This is a genomic window from Streptomyces europaeiscabiei (genome assembly GCF_001550375.1).
Lineage (GTDB): Bacteria > Actinomycetota > Actinomycetes > Streptomycetales > Streptomycetaceae > Streptomyces > Streptomyces europaeiscabiei.
Genome location: NZ_LRTR01000758.1, coordinates 37,428 through 54,333, shown reverse-complemented (window position 1 = coordinate 54,333; position 16,906 = coordinate 37,428). Strand labels below are relative to the sequence as shown.

Below are 16,906 nucleotides of genomic sequence, written 5' to 3'. Positions count from 1 at the left end.
GGGAACGAGTTCCGCAGCTTTGTCAACAAGCTCCTGAATTTCACTGTCCGTGATTTTCGATTTCTGTCCCATGGCTTTCTCCTCAGAACGGCGGCACCGGGAAATTCCTCGTGTTGACCGCGCCATGAGCATCACGGTATGAGTGACTATCCATAGAAGCAAATAGTTCATTTGCTTACGTGCTATAGAATGCTTCTATGGGTCACGTGAGGAGAAACCGATGAACCTGCGCCAGTACGAATACGCCTTGGCCATGGCCGAAGAGGGCTCTGTCACTGCGGCCGCCGCCCGACTCGGCGTCGCCCAGCCCACGGTCTCCCATCAGGTCGCGGCGCTGGAGAAGGATCTCGGCGTCCGCATCTTCACCCGGATCCCGCGCGGAGTCGCGGTGACCGTCGCCGGGCGGGCCTTCCTCAAAGAGGCCGAGATCGCCGTGAGCGCCGCCCGCCGAGCCCGCGCCGCGGCACGTGCCAGCGGAGGCGATCTGACGGGCGAAATCCTCGTGGTCGCCTCAACCGGCCTGGCGACCAACCAGCTTGCCGCCGCCCTGGGAGAGTTGCGGTGCATCCATCCGCGCCTTCATGTGACTCTCGTGGAAGAACCCACGCCGGTGGAGATGGAACACCTCGACCACTTGGGTACGGTCGATCTGGTGCTGTACCACCACCTCGCACCCGAGTGCGGCTACGACGTCCACGAACTGGGCGAGGAGCCGTATGCCGTGATCCTTCCTCCCCAACACCCCCTGCACCGGGCAGACTCCGTACGACTGGAGGACCTGGCCGGCGAGGGCTGGGTGCGGTTCACCCGTGGCGGCCTCCTGGACGAACAGATCGGCCAGGTTCTCAGGCGCGTCGGGATCACTCCCTCGACCGTGGCACGCGCCTCTCAGATCGCCACGGCGGTACAACTGGTCGCGCATGGCCTGGGTGTGACCATGGTCCCCGCCTCCACCGTCCCGCCCCCCTATACCCAGCTGGTCAGGCCGCTGGCCCCCGCCCTCTCCGAACGGGTCCTGGTCGGCGTGCGTCACGACCCGGGGCCAGCCGAAACCGCCCTGCTGGACCTCCTTCGCCAACAGGACTGGTCAACGCCCGCTGCCTTCAGCAGCGCGCGGGCCCTTGCCGCCTCCTCGGCGTGACGCCGACCGGGCTTCCGTGCGCCGCTGAGGAAGTGTCTTGTCGTGGCGGGTGGCCAGCCTCCGCCCTTCCTTGAGCTTGTTGATGGCGCGCTCGACTGTGTTGCGGTCTTTGTAGAGCGTGGCTTCGTGGCTGCTCTACCTGATGCATGTCAGCAGCGAGGACCCGGACGTGGTCTGGATGTGCGCATGCTTCGCCGACGAGGCGGCCTTCGAGCGCGCCGTGTCGCTGGTGCGCGCGGAGGTCACCAAACGCCTCCGCGAACTCTGCGGCGCGGGGACGGAACACGTACCGGCTCGGCCTGGTCGCCGGGAAGGGGCACCCCCGCGGCGCCTTGGGACAACGACGCGTGCCGACGGTCAGGCGCCGCAGGCCCCGTTTCCGCCGAGGCTGATCATGGCGCGGTACAGCTGCTCCTCGGTGAGCGGCGGCGCCGGCAGCGGGTGGGCGCGGTCGGCTCGGAAGCCGTCGAGCAGAAGGTAAAGGTGGCGGCGCCAGGCGTCCGGGGCGATGGCGTGGGTCGCCTCGGTGACGCGGCTGTGCGACCAGATGACGAAGGCAAGGTCCTCGGGGGTGAGGTCGGGGCGCAGGCTGCCCTGCTGCTGCGCACGCTCGACGATGTGTACACCGAGTTCGCGGATGCGGGTCTGGGCGCCCGCCAGGCAGGCGCTCTCCGGCAGCCGTATGGAGGCCAGGTCGTTGAACCCGCGGTCCTGTGACTGGAGTTCGCACATGGTCTCCAGGAAGTGGCACAGCCCCGCCCAGGCGTCGTCCATGGTGACGGCCTTCTCGGCGGCCTCCCGCCAGGCGGCCAGCTTCTCGGCGAAGGTCGCCTGCACCAGGTCCAGCCGGGTGGGGAAGTGCCGGTACAGCGTGCCGATGGCCAGCCCGGCCCGCTTGGCCACCTGCTCCAGGGGTGCCTCCATGCCCTGCTCGGCGAAGCAGGAGCGGGCCGCGGTGAGCAGGGCCTCGCGATTGCGCTGCGCGTCGCGCCGCAGGGGGCGGCCAGGGGCCGGGTTCCCGGCGGAGGCGGACGGAGGGTCGATGGCCATGTCACTCAGCCTACCAACCGGAGGGCAGCCTCATGTTCTCTGCTACGATCCAAGAACATGAGGCTGCCCTCGACTTTCAGTCCTGACCGCTGTCGTGGCGGGAGGTGCCCCTCATCCGTCCAGCCCGTCCGACCAGAGGAGCACCATCCATGCCCGTCATCGCCGTCATCGGGGCAGGCCCCGGACTGGGCCTGTCCATCGCCCGCCGCTTCGGAACGGAGGGTTTCCAGGTCGCCCTGGTCTCCCGGACCCAGGACAAGCTCGACGCGCTCGCCGCACAGCTCGCCGAGGACGGCATCGAGGCCGCGGGCTTCGCCGCGGACGTGACGCGTCCCGACTCGCTGCAGTCGGCGCTCGCCGCGGTCGCCGACCGGTTCGGGGCCGTCGACGTACTGGAGTACTCGCCCGCCGACCCCACGTTCGCCGGCGCCGCCGCCGTCGACGCCACGGCGCAGGACCTCCACAAGCAGCTCGACTACTACCTGTACGGAGCGGTCGCCGCGGTCCGCCAGGTGCTGCCCGCCATGCTCGAACGCGGCAGTGGCACCCTGCTGTTCTCCACGGGCGCCTCCTCCATCCGGCCGAGCGGCGGTGCGTTCGGCAGCATCGGCGTCGCGGCGGCGGCCCTGCGCAACTACGCCATGGCCCTGGGCATCGACCTCGCCGAGCGCGGGGTGCACGCCGCGCAGGTGGCGATCGGGGTGTTCATCGGCAGCGGTCCCGGCACCGAGCCCGAGACCATCGCCGAGCACTACTGGGACGCGTACACCAAGCGCGACCAGGCCGAGATCGTCCACACCGTCCCCGGCGGCATCAGGTGAGCACCTCCGGCACACCCGCGGCGAACACGGCCAGGCCACCCATGGTGAAGATCTTCCGAGCCGCCAACAAGGTCGTACGGCCGCTGCTCGCCTCCCGCTTCCACAAGCCGCTGAGCGGGCGCCTGATGCTCCTCACGTACAAGGGGCACAGGACGGGCCGCGAATTCACGGTCCCCATCGGCTACTTCGACTGGGATCCCGGCACGGTGCTCGCCATGTCCTCCCAGCTCGGCTGGATCCCCAGCATGCGCCAAGGGCCCGCCGTCCGGCTGCGCATCCGGGGCCAGGACCACGGCGCCGTCCCGACGGTCGTCGAGGACCCTGAGAAAGTCGCCGCCCTGCTGGGTGAGTTCGGCCGGCGCAAAGGGCCCAAGGCCGCCAAGGGGCTGATGCTCGGCCTCCCAGGCGACCGGCAGCCCACCGACGACGAGCTGCGCACGGCCGCCGCGAAGACCCGCTTGGTCTGCTTCCGGATGGAGCCCGAGCGGCCGGGCCGGTAGCACTCGACCGGCTGATGCGGTCGACGGAGTTCCCCATCCCAGACACGCATCGCAGTTCTTGTGACACGTACCAGGCTTGGGAAAGGGTCAGCGCCGCGACCGCCTCGCGCGTCAGGTGATGCTGGTGGGGAGGCTCCGGACGGGGCTGGGCTGGGTGCTGTTGTCGGTGCGCCGGTCCAGCTCGGTGCGGAGTTCGTGGATGACCTGGGCATAGACGGCGACGCGCTCGCGGAGCCGGCCGTTGTCCTCCCGCAGTGCGCGGGCGACGGCTTCGGCGTCTGCTGGGCGGGCGTGCAGATGCTGGAACGCGGGCGGGATGCCGTTCGCCTCGGACTTTCGGCGGGTGAACTCTTCTTTCAAGTCGACGTGCTTATGCGTGAGGACCCAGCGCTTGACGCCTGCCTCTGCGGCGAGTTGCAGCGTGGTGAGCGCCCCCGTGGACCGGATTGGACGGCCGTCGAACAGCCGCTGGATCGCTGCGGTGATGGCGTCGCGTTCGGCGTCGCGGTCAGTGGCCATCGTGGGGTTCTCCAGTGTGGTCGTGGGCGGTGACGATGCGTTCCAGGCGGTCGAGCTCGTGCTGTTCGCGGGCGTGTCGGAAGGCGGGAGCCAGCGGGTCGTCGACGAGCGGCCGTAGCCGCTCGATCTGGACGTGGACGTGTTCGATGTCGCGATCGGTCCGCGCGATGTTGACGCAGTTCGGGCGGCAGTCGTCGAGGTCGGGGGTGCGGCGGGTGCCGTCCTCCTCGCTCCGCAGGCGGCAGGCTGCTCGCTTCGGGTCCAGGACGCAGGTCATGCCCTTGCCGGGGAAGATCTGCAAGTCGGGGTTGGTGAGCATGGCGTTGGCGTGCCGCTTGGTGCGCAGGACTCTCCCGGCGAAGCGCGTGGCGGCCTGGACGCGGTGCTGGTAGGTCTCGGCTGCCGGGCCGCTGACCTGCTCGCCTTCACGTAGGCGCTGGTGTGCGTCGGCGAGAGTGTCCAACCGGGCCAACCAGTCCTCAAACGCGAGGTCGTCGGGGAAGCCCGAGGCGTAGCTTCCGGCGTAGCCGAGGGTCATCTGGACGCGGAGATGTCCGTATTGGATCGCGGCGGCGACCAGGCCCCGCGGCCGGCGGACGATGAACCAGGCCAGAGTGCGGCGCAGGCGAGCGGAGTAGATGACCGGGTGGACCGGGTCGGGCGGGATGCGGTCACTGCGGCCGTGCTCGGTGCAGTAGGTCTCGACCCAGGCCAGGAACTCGGCGATGTCGTGGTTGATCCGGGTCTCCGACCGGGAGCCGCCGACGCGGCTGCGCAGGATGGTCGCGCCGTCGCGGCCGTCGGTGAACAACGTCGCCGGGAACAGCCAGGTGCTCGTGTGCAGCCGTTCCAGGACGGCGACGGCTGTAGCGACGACCTCGGTGACGACCCACGGATCGGCCCGGATCTCACCCTCAGGCATCTTGTCGCCGGCAGCGTCGCGGACACCTTTCCAGTGTCTGCCGCGCAGGAGGACCAGGCCGTGGGCTTGGTCTCGTTCGACGCAGCCGCGTTCCAGACTGAGGACTTCGCCTGCCCGCATCCCCGACAGGTAGCTGATCACGATGAAGCAGGCCGTGCCCAGGTGCCGGGGAAGGAAGCCGGCCTCGGTGTAGTCGATGGCCGCGTCGCGCCAGGGCCGGCCGTCCAACCGCCCGGTGACCGGCGCGTCCAGCGGTGCGCCCTCGATGACGGGCAGCCCCATCTCGGCGAGGCGGCACAACGTAGATGTGATGGTGTGGCCCTGACTCCTCCAATCCAGCCGAGGCTCGCCGAAGCGCGGAGGCAATGGGTCGCGGAAGAAAAGACGCAGGCCACTGCCCCCGCGGCGGCGACCCTTCGTGCCGCCCGTGCCCTCTTCCCCTCGGCGATCGACGACTCCTGGCATGCGGCGGCCGGCCCCAGCGATGCGGTCCCGCTCGATCTCCGCACGGACCTGCGCCTGGCCGCCACTCGCACTGCTCACACCTCCGTAGAAGTCGAAAGGTGAAAGGTGCCGCTCGGTGGCACCTCGCGGCTGGGCGAGACGTCCGGCACGGTCGCCCACCGCTCGGGTCAGGCCGCTGACGGAACGGCCAACGGCACAGCCTTGCTACGGACCGAGCGATGATCTCGGCACACCAGCAACGCCCCGACAGAGGAGTGCACTTCGGCCGGTGGCGGGGCTCCGGCTCGCCGCGCGCCTGCCTGACCAAGCACTACCGGTGTCACGCCACCTATTGACGCACCGCGAACCCGGCCATAGCCTCCCGCTACCGTTCGGGATGCGGACAATATTTCGCACAGCGCACACACTCGTCAGGAGGGGCCCCATGCAAAGAGGCATCATCGGGCTTGCCATAGCAGCGGTCACGTTCACGGTCGCGACCGGATGCGGATCCTCGTCTTCTACGACAGGCGGTTCCTCGCCCTCGGACGGGGACAAGGCAACGCAGGTCAAGGTAGGGGTCATTCCCATCGTCGATGTGGCGCCGCTGTATCTGGGAGAGAAGAAGGGCTTCTTCGGCAGTCGCGGCATCGAGCTGGAGTTGGTGACCGCCCAGGGTGGCGCCGCGATCATCCCCGGTGTCGTGAGCGGCGAGTTCCAGTTCGGGTTCAGCAATGTCACCTCGCTGATGATCGCGCAGTCCAAGGGAGTGCCGGTCAAGTCCGTGGTCAACGGTGTCGCCTCCACCGGCGTCACCGGGAAGGATGTCACGGGAGTCGCGGTCCAGAAGGACAGCGAGGTCAAGTCCGCGAAGGACCTCGCAGGGAAGACAGTGGCTGTCAACACCCTCAAGAACATCGGGGACACCACCGTCCAGGAGTCGGTGCGCAAGGACGGAGGAGACCCCTCGAAGGTCAAGTTCGTCGAGTTGCCGTTCGACCAGATGCCGGCCGCGCTGGACAGCGGACGGGTCGACGCCGCCTGGATGGCCGAGCCGGCGCTGACCATCGCCAAGGGACAGGGCGCCCGTGTCGTGGCGTCCCCGTTCGCCGACACCGACCCGAAGCTCACCGTCGCGACGTACTTCGCCTCCACCAAGCTGGCGCAGGAGGACCCCGAGCTGGTGAAGAAGTTCACCGAGGCGATGACCGAGTCCCTGGAGTACGCCGCGGAACACCCCGACGAAGCGCGCCAGATCCTCACCACCTACACCAAGATCAGCGGTGAGGTGCTGAAGAACCTGACGCTGCCGAGCTGGACCGCGGAGTACGACATGAAGTCCCTGGAGAAGCTCGCCTCCCTCGGCGAGCAGGACGGCCTCTTCGGCGGCAAGAAGCCCGACCTGGACGCCCTGTTCTCATGAGCGGTTCCCAGAGCACCTCTGTACTGACGAAGAGCGGCGGCGCCGTCGGGACCGTCAGCGGTCCCGACGGGCCGGACACGCGACGTGCCCGGCGCTCTCCGGGGAAGGCCGCCACGATGTTGCGTGGGGCAGCGGGCCTGGTGGGCCTGGTGGTCCTGCTTCAAGTGCTGCCCCACACCGGTCTGGTCTCCGCCGACTACCTCCCGCCCGCGTCGGAGATGGGCCGGGCCCTGTGGCAGGTGCTCGCCGAGGACGCGTTCTGGACCGCGCTCGGCGACACCTTGACCGGGTGGGGTATCGGACTGGCCATCGCCGTCGTGGCGGGCGTGACGGCGGGCATCGTGATCGGATCGGTGCCCGTGCTGCGGGCGGCGACCGCCTCGACGATCGAGTTCCTGCGGCCCATCCCGTCGGTGGCGCTGATCCCGGTGGCCGTACTGCTCTACGGCACGGACCTGAGATCGAAACTGCTGCTGGTGGTGTACGCCTCCTTCTGGCAGGTCCTCGTCCAGGTGCTGGCCGGGATGCAGGACGTCGACCCGGTCGCTGACGACACCGCCCGCAGCTACCAGCTGGGCACGTGGGGACGGGTGCGCCACGTCATGTGGCCCACCGCGCTGCCGTATGTGATGACGGGCGTACGGCTGGCCGCCACCGTGGCGCTGGTCCTGGCGATCACCGCCGAACTCGTCATCGGCTCGCCTGGGCTGGGCAACCAGATCGCTGTCGCCCAGACCTCCGGCGCGGTACCCGACGTCTACGCCCTGGTCCTGGTCACCGGGCTGCTGGGCATCGCGATCAACCTGGTGGCCCGTGCCGTCGAGCGGCGGGCGCTGCACTGGCATCAGTCCATCCGCAGGGAAGGGTAGCCGGATGATCCGGACGACTGTCCTCAACGCGGCCCGTCGGGCCTCGCTGGTCCTGGGCCTGCCCCTGGTCCTGTTCGGACTGTGGTGGTCCCTCACCGCCGGCAGCACCGACTTCTACAGCCCTCCGCTCTCCACCATCCTGGGGAGATTCGCAGACGTCTGGACGGGCGAGCGGCTGGCATCCGACGTGGTGCCCAGCGTGATTCGGCTGACCGCCGGCTATCTGCTGGCCGTCATCGTCGGAGTCGGGCTGGGGCTGGTGATCGGCATGAGCCGCCTCGTGCGCGACTTCCTGGAGCCGGTCATGGAGCTCTTCAGGGCCATACCGCCCCCGGTGCTGGTACCGATCATCATGCTCTTCGCGGGCATCGGCGACACCATGAAGGTGCTCGTCATCGTCAGCGGGTGCATGTGGCCGATCCTGCTCAACACGGTCGAGGGTGTCCGTGCCGTCGACGAGGTACTCAGCGACACCTGCCGCTCGTACGGCATCACCGGCACTCGACGCCTGTGGCACCTGGTACTGCGCTCGGCGAGCCCGCAGATCGTCACCGGCATGCGTCAGTCCCTGTCGATCGGCATCATCCTCATGGTCATCAGCGAGATGTTCGCCGCCAGCAACGGACTCGGGTTCGCCGTCGTGCAGTTCCAGCGGTCCTTCGCCATCCCCGAGATGTGGAGCGGCGTCCTGCTGCTCGGCCTGCTCGGTTTCGTCCTGTCGCTGCTCTTCCGGTTCACGGAGAACCGGGTCCTGGCCTGGTACCACGGCTTGCGCCGGGCTCAGCGCAATCCCTGACAAGGAGACGTCGATGCTCGACGTACGCAATCTGCAGAAGATCTACACCGGACGCAACCGCAGCGTCGAAGCTCTGCGGAACCTGACCTTTCATATCGCTGCCGGAGAACTGGTGTGTCTGGTCGGACCGTCGGGGTGCGGCAAGACGACTCTGCTGAAATGCATGGCGGGGCTGCTCGACCCCACCAGCGGCGAGGTCCGTCTGGAAGGCCGTCCCATCGCGGGACCGCCACCCGCCATGGCCGTCGTGTTCCAGGAGTACGGCCGGTCCCTGTTCGCCTGGATGAACGTGCGCGACAACGTGGCCCTGCCGCTTCGCCGCAAGAAGCTGGGCAAGGCCAGGGAGAACGAACTGGTCGACCACGCGCTGGAGGTGGTCGGTCTCGCCGATGCCCACCACGCCTACCCCTGGCAACTCTCGGGAGGAATGCAGCAGCGCGTCGCGATCGCCCGCGCCGTCGCGTTCGAACCGAAGGTGCTGCTGATGGACGAGCCGTTCGCGGCCGTCGACGCACAGACGCGCGCCGAGCTGGAGGACCTCATCAGGCGCCTGTGGCACGACCTGGGCGTCACCGTCCTGTTCGTCACCCATGACATCGACGAAGCGGTCTACCTCGGCCAGCGGACCATCATCCTGTCCAAGTCGCCGACCGTCGTGCAGGAGGATCTGACCATCGATCTTCCCGACGAGCGCGACCAGTTGCACACCCGCTCCAGCACGCGATTCGCCGAACTGCGCGCGCACGTCTACGAACAGATCCAACGCGCGAAACACCTCAGCGGCGACACGGACACGGAGGCGCCCGACCGCAGCAAGGACTTCGCCGCACAGGAGGCCGGGGCCTGACACACCGCACGGCACCGGGCCGGCCCGTGACACTGCACGCACCCCTGGTGATGCGCCATGAGGTACGGCGGCGCGCGCGGTGGTCGGCTCGGTGCTCTCCGCCCCTCCAACCTGTCATTCGAACCGTGAAGAAGTGGGCAACGCCATGGCGTTCAGTTCAAGAGTCCAGGCCAGAGGCATCCAACTGCTGCTCGGCCGCATGATGTCCCGCGTGCACAAGGACCTGCGCTTCACCGACGTCCCCAAGCGCACCGAAACCCTCCGGGTGGAGACCGGTGCCGGACCGGTGACCTGCACCGTCTACCGCCCGCCGGCCACGACCGGATCCCTCGCTCCCGCGTACGTCAACTTCCACGGCGGTGGTTTCGTGGTCGGCCGCCCGGAGCAGGACGACCACATCTGCCGCTCCATCGCCGCCACGGCCGGCTGTGTGGTGATCAACGTGGACTACGCCGTCGCCCCGCAGCGGCAGTTCCCCGTTCCCGTGACCCAGGCGTACGACGTCACCGCGTGGGTCGCCGAGCACGGTCCCGAGGGCGGCTGGGACGGTTCGCGCCTCGCGGTGGGCGGGCACAGTGCCGGAGCCAACCTGACCGCCGCGGTCTGCCGCCTGGCCCGGGACCGCGGCACCTTCTCGCCCCGCCTCCAGATCATCGACTCCGCACCGCTCGACCAGCTCGCCGACCCGGCCACCAAGCAGTCCCTCATAGCCAAACCGCTGCTCAGCCCTCAGCTCATGCGGATCTTCACCGCCGCCTACGTCCCGAATCCCGCCGACCGCGCGCATCCCCTCGTCTCTCCCGCACTCTCCGACGACCTCGCCGGACTTCCTCCCGCCCTGGTCATCACCGCGGAGAACGACCGCCTGCGCGACGAAGGCGACGCCTATGCCAAGGCTCTGGAGGCCGCCGGCGTCCCGGTCACCCACCGTGTCTTCGAGGGGGTCGACCACTACTTCACCCACACCGGCCCGGTGCCGGCGGCGAAACAGGCCATCGATCTGATGGCCACCACCTTGCGCAGCGCACTCAACGACTGACACCGGCGCTCCGGTCGGCGACGCATTCAGGGACGAGCGGGCGGGGACGGCCTCCCGCCCATCGACGGCTCACTCCCGGAACACGCACTCATATCAGGGATTCCTGCTGCGCCGGTTTCTGATCGAGACAACCGCGCTCCGTCGCCCGTTCCTGGCGGAGCGACCCGGACTCCCAGGCCCTCTGGAGGACTGATCGGCTACTGTTGCCTGCACCGAAGCAAGGAGTGACGGCATGACGGCCGAGGTCGCGGCCAGTGAGGTGGACGGCGCCGCAACGGAGCAGGTGCCCACCGAGGCGGTCGGCCCTCTGATACGTGGGATCGCCGTCCTCAAGGCTCTTGCGGACGCCGGCGGGCAGGAGGACCTGCAAGAGCTCGCGAACCGCACCAGCCTCGCACGGGCCACCCTCGACCGCATCACCGTCACCCTCGGCGCCATGGGCTACGTCCACATCGAGGGGCGTAGAGCCGTGCTGGCCCCGCCACTGATGGAGCTGGGCAACGCTTACCTGACTGCTGCCAGGATTCCCGAACTCCTGGGACCACGGGCCGACGCGCTGGCCGAGGAACTGGACGAGGGGGTCACCCTGACCGTGCCGGACCGGCACGGCGCCCATTTCGTCCACTCGGCGGAGCGCGACCGGCGGATGGGAATCGTCTGCAGCATCGGCGACAGGCTGCCACTCGACGCCTCGGCGCCGGGCGCGCTGCTGGCCGCCACCTGGAGCCCCGCCGAATGGGAACACCACCGGGCGCACCACCCCTGCGTGCGCGGCGCGAAACTCATCGAGGCGTGTACGGACGATCTCCGCGAACGCGCCACCGCCGCGAAAGCCAACGGCTGGTCCCTCGACGACCAGTGGCTGGAGCCCGGCCTGATCGCCCTCGGCCACCCCGTCCATGCCCCGGACGGGGACCTGGTGTGCGTGGTGAACGTGGTCAGCCTCATCGGACGCTACCCGAGCGCGGAAGCGCTGGCACGGGCCGCGCTGCCCGCTGTGCGGAGCGCCGTGGCGGACATGGAACAACAACTGCGCACACCGCCGCCGGAACCACCGGCCGCGGCGGTCAGACCACTGCTCGATACCGAAGTCTCCAAGCCCGGGCGCGGAATCATCGAGTCCCTCGTCCGCGGCCTGAGCGTGCTGACCGCCTTCGGCCCGGGCCGCGACGCCCTCAGGAACGCCGAGATAGCCCGTCTCACCGGCCTGCCACGGGCAACCGTACGGCGCGCGCTGATCACGCTGGACCACCTCGGGTATGTCACCGGTCAGGACGGGCTGTACCGGCCCAACGCCGCGATCCTCTCGCTGGGCTACGCCCCGTTGTCGCGTCTGTCTCTGGCGCAATTGGCCCAACCCCATCTCACGGCCCTGTCCCACCGGCTCTCCGACTCCGCGTCCATGACAGTGCTCTCCGGTTCGGAGATCCTTTACGTCGCCCGCGCTGCCCCCGCCCGCCTGATGACGGTCCACGCCACAGTGGGCACACGACTGCCCGCGTACGCCACCGCGATGGGCCGCGTACTGCTCGCCGGCCTGCCCAGGAACGAATGCGCCGCGATCCTCGCCTCCTCAGCTCCGACGTCCCTCACCGCGCAGACGGTGACGGATCTCAATGAACTGATCCGGCTTGTCGCACAGGCCGACGACGACGGATACGCCCTGCTCGACGGGGAACTCGAAGTCGGTCTGCGCTCGATGGCCGTGCCGGTCCGCAGCCGGGACGGCAAGGTGCGCGCCGCGATCAACGTCGCCATGCACTCCAGTCGGCGTTCGGTCACCGAATGCCTCGAGGAGGTCCTGCCCGCGCTCCACGCCGCGGCGGCAGGTATCGAACGTGACCTGGGGCCGGTCTCCTCGACCAAGACCTGACGGCGCCACCGCCGCGTGACGGCCGGGGTGTTCGGCGCAGGATCGCGTGAGCGCCGGAGCGCGCCTCCGCCCGTGACATGCGCCCGTCACTAGCCGGGTGAGGGCAGCCGAAGCCCTCGCAGTGGCGCTGTCGCCGGCCCGCTGCCGGTGGGTCGTGAGCCCGTGCATCTTCACCACCATTGACACCCGCTTGGTGCCAGACCCAAACTCATGCCAGCCGTCCAACGAATTAAATTTCGTCAGGCGAACGCGGTTCATCTGCTTCAAGTAATCCGGCCATCCCGGCTGTTCGGCATCCGAGCCGCCGGCCGCTTCCCACTCGAAGAGGAGTGAGCATGAGGATCCGGCATCGACGAACTACGCGGTTGCGTATTGGTCGCGCTCTCATGGCGCTGGCGGCATCTGCCATCGCCTTGGGGGTCACCATGGCCCCCGGTCATGCGGCCCCCGCCCCCGGACCCGACGAGGTGAGAGTGGCCAGGGACATCGCCTACGCGCCGGCCCAGCCGGCCGACAGCCAGGGCCACCTGTTGGACCTGTACATCCCCCGGTCGCAGCGGCCGGTTCCGTTGGTGATCTTCACGGGAGGCTCGGCGTGGATGGCCGACAACGGCCGACAGGGCGCTGACCAGGTCGCCGTCCAGCTCAACCCGCATGGGTTCGCGGTGGCGGGTGTGTCGGTCCGTTCCAGCTCACAGGCCGAGTTCCCGGCCCAGCTCCACGACATCAAGGGCGCCATACGCTGGCTGCGGGCGCACGCCCAGGTTTACCACCTCGACCCTCGACGCTTCGCGATCATGGGTGATTCCTCGGGGGGCTGGACCTCGGCGATGGCCGCGGTCACCGGAGACCTCCCGCGACTGGAGGGAGACGTGGGAGTGCGCGGTCCGTCCAGCGCGGTACAGGCGGCCGTGCCGTTCTACCCGCCGACTGATTTTTCCCAGATGGATGCGCACATGCTGGACGACTGCAAGGTGTTCAACCAGCTCCTGGGGACGACCGACTGCCACTCGGACGCACGCTCACCCGAATCGCGGCTGCTCGGCTGTCCCATCAAGGACTGCCCGGACAAGGTCGCGGCCGCGAACCCTCTCACCTACGTCACCGACCGGCCCCTGCCCCCGACGCTGATCTTCCACGGCGAGCAGGACCCCTTGGTGCCTTACCACCAGGGCCGACTGCTGCGCGACGCCCTGGCCTCCGCCAAAGCCAATGTGCGTATGATCTCCCTCCCGCACGCCGGTCACGGTCCGATTTCCAGCATGCTGGGCGACCCCGACACCCGCCGGGACGCCTACGAGGAATACGCACGGCACGGTCACACCACGCCGCCTGTTCCCGTGACACCGTCGTGGCAGACCATCGTCTCCTTCCTGACGTCCGAGTTGCGTCCCGCGGCGAGGTAGGCCCACCGCAAGGCGACCTCACGATGCACACCGCTCAGCGGGGCGGATACCGGCGGCGGCGCCCAGTGCCGTGGATACCCGGTACTCGGCCAGGACACCGTGCACGGTGTTGCCGGCCAGGTGGGAGCATGCCCGGCTCCAGAACTCGTCGAGTCTGCCTGCAGCTTCGCCGTTGGCCCGTATCGGCTCGTTGCCGCTCCGGCGCCTGATGACCAGAGGACCAAGAGCGGCTTTGCTCATGATCTCCTCCTGGCAACGGCCTGCGGCGAATGGCGCTCAGCCTGCCGGCAGCCACTGACAGAGGAGGTGGGCCCACCCCGACCCGGGAGCCGCAGTCACCGGAAGCCGTTGAGCGACGATAGATGACGGGCCCGACCATGGCATGGTAGGGCCCGTCAGCCGTTCGCCGGCCTGGAACCGGTTCCTTCGATCGACGTGTCAGAGTCTCCGGCAACCAGCGCTGGAGACCCTGCGTGTCTGGCCGGGTGATCACCGTGACCGGTGCGGAAGGAAGGCCAGCGGCGTGACCGCGGTAGGGGTGAGTTCAGCGGCCTTCGGGGCGGATCGGGCGCGGGCAGTGTTGCTGCGGGCTTGTTCGGCCCGGGTGCGTGGCGTTCGCCGAGGCGCTGGATGCGCCAGGTGAGGACTTCCGTTGGCGAGCCCGCATCGTCCAGCGGGCGTGGCCCGGCCGCTTGTTGAAGCAGGATGGCGGGGTCGTGGCCCGCGCGCTCGGCGTCCGCGAGCACGGCCGCGAATGCGTCCCGGGCGGTCTCGTCGAGGACTTGTTCGGCGTGGGCGGGCACGGCCGTGCGCAGGTGCTCGGGTATCGGTGCGTGACGTCGGCCGGCGGCTTTCCTACGACGAGCCGCGCCAGCGGGGCCGGTGCGGCCTGCCCGTAGGCGGCCTGGAGGTGGTGCAGGGTCTGCTGGGCGGCGGCGACCTGCTGGTCGTGGTGGTGCTGAGCGCTCCTGCGGCGCACGGCGAGGACAGGGAGGACGGCCGCGGTCGCCGCCGCCACGTTCGCGATCCGCCTGCGCTACCCGCTCGACACCTGGGTGCCGGTCCTGGACTTCGTCCAGGTCGAGCCCGCCCGGCTGCCGCAGCACGCCACGTTCTTCACCCTCGGTGTCCTCGCCCACCGCCACGGATGGCTCGACCGGCTCGATGCCCGCACCGGCTGGCTCTGGCTGACCGGCGGCCTGCTCGCCTTGGCCCTCCTGTTCGCCGTCGGCGCGGACGCGGACTGCTTCGGCCCGGCGGACTCAACGCCCCCGCCGCCCTGTGGTCAGCGTACGAGAGCGCCCTGTGCTGGCCCTGAGCGTCGGCCTGCTCACCCTGTTGCGCGAGACCGCCAGCGGCGACAACCGCCTGACACGCGAACTGGCGGCAGACGCGTACGCCGTCTATATCGACCATCTTCCGATCGTGGTGACCTTGCAGTACCACCTGGCGGACCGTGGCCTGTCCGCGACCGCCGCGTGGAGCATCGTCTCCGTCACCGCCGTGCCGACGTCCTTCCTGCTCGCTGCCGGACTGCGCAGGCTGCCGGGATTCCGGCGGGTGCTGTGAGTGAGTACGCATTGCCCTGCGGCGTTTCAGCACGTCGGAGGCGATGGACGAGGCACCCTCAGGATCGGGTTCCAGGCGAACCAGCCGAGAGCCTCGGCGCCCAGTTCCCAGGGGGCGTTCAGCAGCGCCTTCTCTGTCCTTTCCAGGTCTGTGGTGACCGAGTCCGGCGCTGGCCCGATGCGCTTCATCAGATCGCCGCGCTTGCGGAAGAACTCCTCGTCCTCGCCGCGCAAGCGACGGATCGCCGCCTTCACGCAAGCAGGCCATCTCGGCATACCGAAGTGGTCGTCGTGGGTTCCGAGCTGTGGGGCGGCCATGAAGATCAGGAAGTCGTCGTGCGGCAGCTGTTCCTCGAAGTGCATGAGGGTGTCGATGCGTCTCTTGACGTGCTTCTTGATCTCCCCCAGGAACCCCCAGCCGAAGTCCGTCAACGTCCCGTCGCACCCCGGCCAGACCGCCTCGCGGTCCAAGATCACGTCCTCCAGTTCCAGCAGACGGAAGGGCTCGCTGCTCCCCAAGGCGTCGAAGGCTTGTCGGGTCAGCCACGTGTTGCGGGCGAACATCGCGCCATCGTGCAGGTTCTTGCGTCGCTTGCTGGGTGGTGAAGCGTGCGCGTCCTCGATGGGGCCGTTGCGCCACACGAACAGCACGATCCCGTGGGCGGCTGCCCACCGAAGTCCCTCCGGGGACCGGAATACGCCCATCTCTTCGAGCCTCTGCCGCCCCCACGCCAGTCTTTCCCGCAGCTCTTCGTCCGTCACGACGCCATGCCCTCCACCCTCCGCGGCAGCCGCGCTTACCGGCTGACGACGTCCGTCCCGACGGTATGTGGTGCGACGCACCTGTGACAGGTACTTCGGTGGGCTCACGTGAAGTGGCCGTGGAGCGCCGGTCAACTACCGAGGACCGTCTCACGTGCCGCTCGTGCCCAGATGGCTTGCTGGCGCGTGGTGAAACCCATGCGGTCCCAGTGGAAGAGGACGTGCCGTGCCAGGATGCCGCGCAGGCCGAGCTGAAGGCTGCCCGCACGTGCCGCGTCCGCGAGGGTTCGGCCACCCCGCTCCATGCCTGTCACCCAGTTCCCCAACGGCACAAGTGGGCCGTCGGTGAGTGTGGGGCCGGCGTCGAGCGTCAGGAGGCGCCGTAGCGTGTCCGCCATGCGGCTGACCTGGTCCGGGGACACGTCTTCGGGGAGTGGCCGTCGGGCTTCGATCTGCCCCCAGACGTCTCCTTGTTCTCCCCATTCCAGTCCGGCCGCCCGCAGGAACAGGGCGGTGACGAGGAGGGAGGTCTCTTTGGCTCCGAGGAGGCCGCCGGTGCCTTCGGCGGCGTGCTGGTGGTAGTGGAGGACGCCGACGCTGTCGGTGTGGAACAGGGTGTGCCCGAGCATCAATCCTTCCGTACCACCGAACGCGATGGTTTCCGGCTCGTACAGGGAGGACCACCACCCCTTGGCCACGCCCCAGGACAGTGCGCTGTCGAGGGCTTCGGTGACCTGCGCGACGGCGTCTTTGATTCGCGCGTCCGGGCTCGCCTGGACGCGCAGGCGCCAGCAAGGGACTTGCGCACGAACCACCATGTTCCGACCGGCCCGGTGCGCAGGACCGGCAGGATGTACGCACGGAAGGCGCGTTCCGCGGTGGGGTAGTCGGCGAACTCGATGTTCACCTGGTGCCAGCCTGCGGGT

Annotated in this window: 18 protein-coding genes and 1 pseudogene; 12 read left to right on the top strand and 7 right to left on the bottom strand. The window is 69.0% G+C overall.

The window, feature by feature from the left end; translation table 11 throughout:
* The first annotated feature begins 220 nt into the window (after nucleotides 1-220).
* Nucleotides 221-1,141: a LysR family transcriptional regulator gene (locus AWZ10_RS37245; RefSeq protein ID WP_005483536.1), complete on the top strand. Its 921-nt coding sequence runs from the start codon at nucleotides 221-223 to the stop codon at nucleotides 1,139-1,141.
* 33 nt (nucleotides 1,142-1,174) lie between these two features.
* Here the strand turns inward: AWZ10_RS37245 and AWZ10_RS55995 are convergent.
* Both AWZ10_RS55995 and AWZ10_RS37240 read right to left on the bottom strand, forming a co-directional pair.
* Nucleotides 1,175-1,273: pseudogene (locus tag AWZ10_RS55995) on the bottom strand (IS5/IS1182 family transposase); the annotation flags it as partial.
* Nucleotides 1,274-1,498: 225 nt separating this feature from the next.
* Nucleotides 1,499-2,191, bottom strand: a complete 693-nt coding sequence (locus AWZ10_RS37240) for a TetR/AcrR family transcriptional regulator (protein ID WP_060893222.1) — start codon at nucleotides 2,189-2,191, stop codon at nucleotides 1,499-1,501.
* A gap of 149 nt (nucleotides 2,192-2,340) precedes the next feature.
* Here AWZ10_RS37240 and AWZ10_RS37235 point away from each other — a divergent pair, with 149 nt between their 5' ends.
* Nucleotides 2,341-3,012: an SDR family NAD(P)-dependent oxidoreductase gene (locus tag AWZ10_RS37235; RefSeq protein ID WP_060893221.1), complete on the top strand. Its 672-nt coding sequence runs from the start codon at nucleotides 2,341-2,343 to the stop codon at nucleotides 3,010-3,012.
* A 41-nt stretch (nucleotides 3,013-3,053) separates the two neighbouring features.
* Nucleotides 3,054-3,512 (top strand): nitroreductase/quinone reductase family protein, encoded by a 459-nt coding sequence (locus AWZ10_RS37230; protein WP_060893220.1) that lies wholly within the window; start codon nucleotides 3,054-3,056, stop codon nucleotides 3,510-3,512.
* 111 nt (nucleotides 3,513-3,623) lie between these two features.
* Here the strand turns inward: AWZ10_RS37230 and AWZ10_RS37225 are convergent, their stop codons facing one another.
* Together AWZ10_RS37225 and AWZ10_RS37220 are read right to left on the bottom strand one after the other, a co-directional pair.
* Nucleotides 3,624-4,031 carry a hypothetical protein gene (locus tag AWZ10_RS37225; protein WP_005483543.1) on the bottom strand — a complete coding sequence of 136 codons (408 nt, stop codon included), beginning with the start codon at nucleotides 4,029-4,031 and terminating at the stop codon, nucleotides 3,624-3,626.
* Nucleotides 4,021-5,253 (bottom strand): hypothetical protein, encoded by a 1,233-nt coding sequence (locus AWZ10_RS37220; RefSeq protein ID WP_020113673.1) that lies wholly within the window; start codon nucleotides 5,251-5,253, stop codon nucleotides 4,021-4,023. The genes AWZ10_RS37225 and AWZ10_RS37220 overlap by 11 nt, the downstream gene beginning before the upstream one ends.
* 589 nt (nucleotides 5,254-5,842) lie before the next feature.
* Here AWZ10_RS37220 and AWZ10_RS37215 point away from each other — a divergent pair.
* The 7 genes from AWZ10_RS37215 to AWZ10_RS37185 all read left to right on the top strand — a co-directional run bounded on the left by AWZ10_RS37215 (nucleotide 5,843) and on the right by AWZ10_RS37185 (nucleotide 13,650).
* Nucleotides 5,843-6,820, top strand: a complete 978-nt coding sequence (locus tag AWZ10_RS37215) for an ABC transporter substrate-binding protein (protein WP_005483546.1) — start codon at nucleotides 5,843-5,845, stop codon at nucleotides 6,818-6,820.
* Nucleotides 6,821-6,936: 116 nt separating this feature from the next.
* Nucleotides 6,937-7,689, top strand: a complete 753-nt coding sequence (locus AWZ10_RS37210) for an ABC transporter permease (RefSeq protein WP_028796412.1) — start codon at nucleotides 6,937-6,939, stop codon at nucleotides 7,687-7,689.
* Nucleotides 7,690-7,693: 4 nt separating this feature from the next.
* Nucleotides 7,694-8,485, top strand: a complete 792-nt coding sequence (locus tag AWZ10_RS37205; RefSeq protein WP_060893219.1) for an ABC transporter permease — start codon at nucleotides 7,694-7,696, stop codon at nucleotides 8,483-8,485.
* 13 nt (nucleotides 8,486-8,498) lie between these two features.
* The gene (locus AWZ10_RS37200; RefSeq protein ID WP_005483551.1) at nucleotides 8,499-9,332 is read left to right on the top strand and encodes an ABC transporter ATP-binding protein; all 834 of its coding nucleotides are present in this window, start codon (nucleotides 8,499-8,501) and stop codon (nucleotides 9,330-9,332) included.
* A 145-nt stretch (nucleotides 9,333-9,477) separates the two neighbouring features.
* Entirely contained in the window at nucleotides 9,478-10,371 is an 894-nt protein-coding gene (locus AWZ10_RS37195) for an alpha/beta hydrolase (protein WP_028796413.1), read from the top strand.
* A 232-nt stretch (nucleotides 10,372-10,603) separates the two neighbouring features.
* Complete coding sequence (locus AWZ10_RS37190) at nucleotides 10,604-12,244, top strand: IclR family transcriptional regulator domain-containing protein (RefSeq protein ID WP_005483554.1); 1,641 nt, start codon at nucleotides 10,604-10,606, stop codon at nucleotides 12,242-12,244.
* Nucleotides 12,245-12,717: 473 nt separating this feature from the next.
* Nucleotides 12,718-13,650: an alpha/beta hydrolase gene (locus AWZ10_RS37185; protein ID WP_244172678.1), complete on the top strand. Its 933-nt coding sequence runs from the start codon at nucleotides 12,718-12,720 to the stop codon at nucleotides 13,648-13,650.
* Between the two features lie 18 nt (nucleotides 13,651-13,668).
* Here the strand turns inward: AWZ10_RS37185 and AWZ10_RS48855 are convergent, their stop codons facing one another.
* Nucleotides 13,669-13,890 (bottom strand): hypothetical protein, encoded by a 222-nt coding sequence (locus AWZ10_RS48855; RefSeq protein WP_005483558.1) that lies wholly within the window; start codon nucleotides 13,888-13,890, stop codon nucleotides 13,669-13,671.
* A gap of 368 nt (nucleotides 13,891-14,258) precedes the next feature.
* Here AWZ10_RS48855 and AWZ10_RS55990 point away from each other — a divergent pair, with 368 nt between their 5' ends.
* The gene (locus AWZ10_RS55990) at nucleotides 14,259-14,549 is read left to right on the top strand and encodes a hypothetical protein (protein ID WP_020113677.1); all 291 of its coding nucleotides are present in this window, start codon (nucleotides 14,259-14,261) and stop codon (nucleotides 14,547-14,549) included.
* Between the two features lie 406 nt (nucleotides 14,550-14,955).
* Nucleotides 14,956-15,219: a hypothetical protein gene (locus AWZ10_RS37175; RefSeq protein ID WP_020113678.1), complete on the top strand. Its 264-nt coding sequence runs from the start codon at nucleotides 14,956-14,958 to the stop codon at nucleotides 15,217-15,219.
* Nucleotides 15,220-15,245: 26 nt separating this feature from the next.
* Here AWZ10_RS37175 and AWZ10_RS37170 read toward each other — a convergent pair whose 3' ends face one another.
* Nucleotides 15,246-15,980, bottom strand: a complete 735-nt coding sequence (locus tag AWZ10_RS37170; protein WP_005483563.1) for a hypothetical protein — start codon at nucleotides 15,978-15,980, stop codon at nucleotides 15,246-15,248.
* Nucleotides 15,981-16,111: 131 nt separating this feature from the next.
* Nucleotides 16,112-16,798, bottom strand: a complete 687-nt coding sequence (locus AWZ10_RS37165; RefSeq protein ID WP_078531549.1) for a thiopeptide-type bacteriocin biosynthesis protein — start codon at nucleotides 16,796-16,798, stop codon at nucleotides 16,112-16,114.
* Nucleotides 16,799-16,906 lie beyond the last annotated feature (108 nt).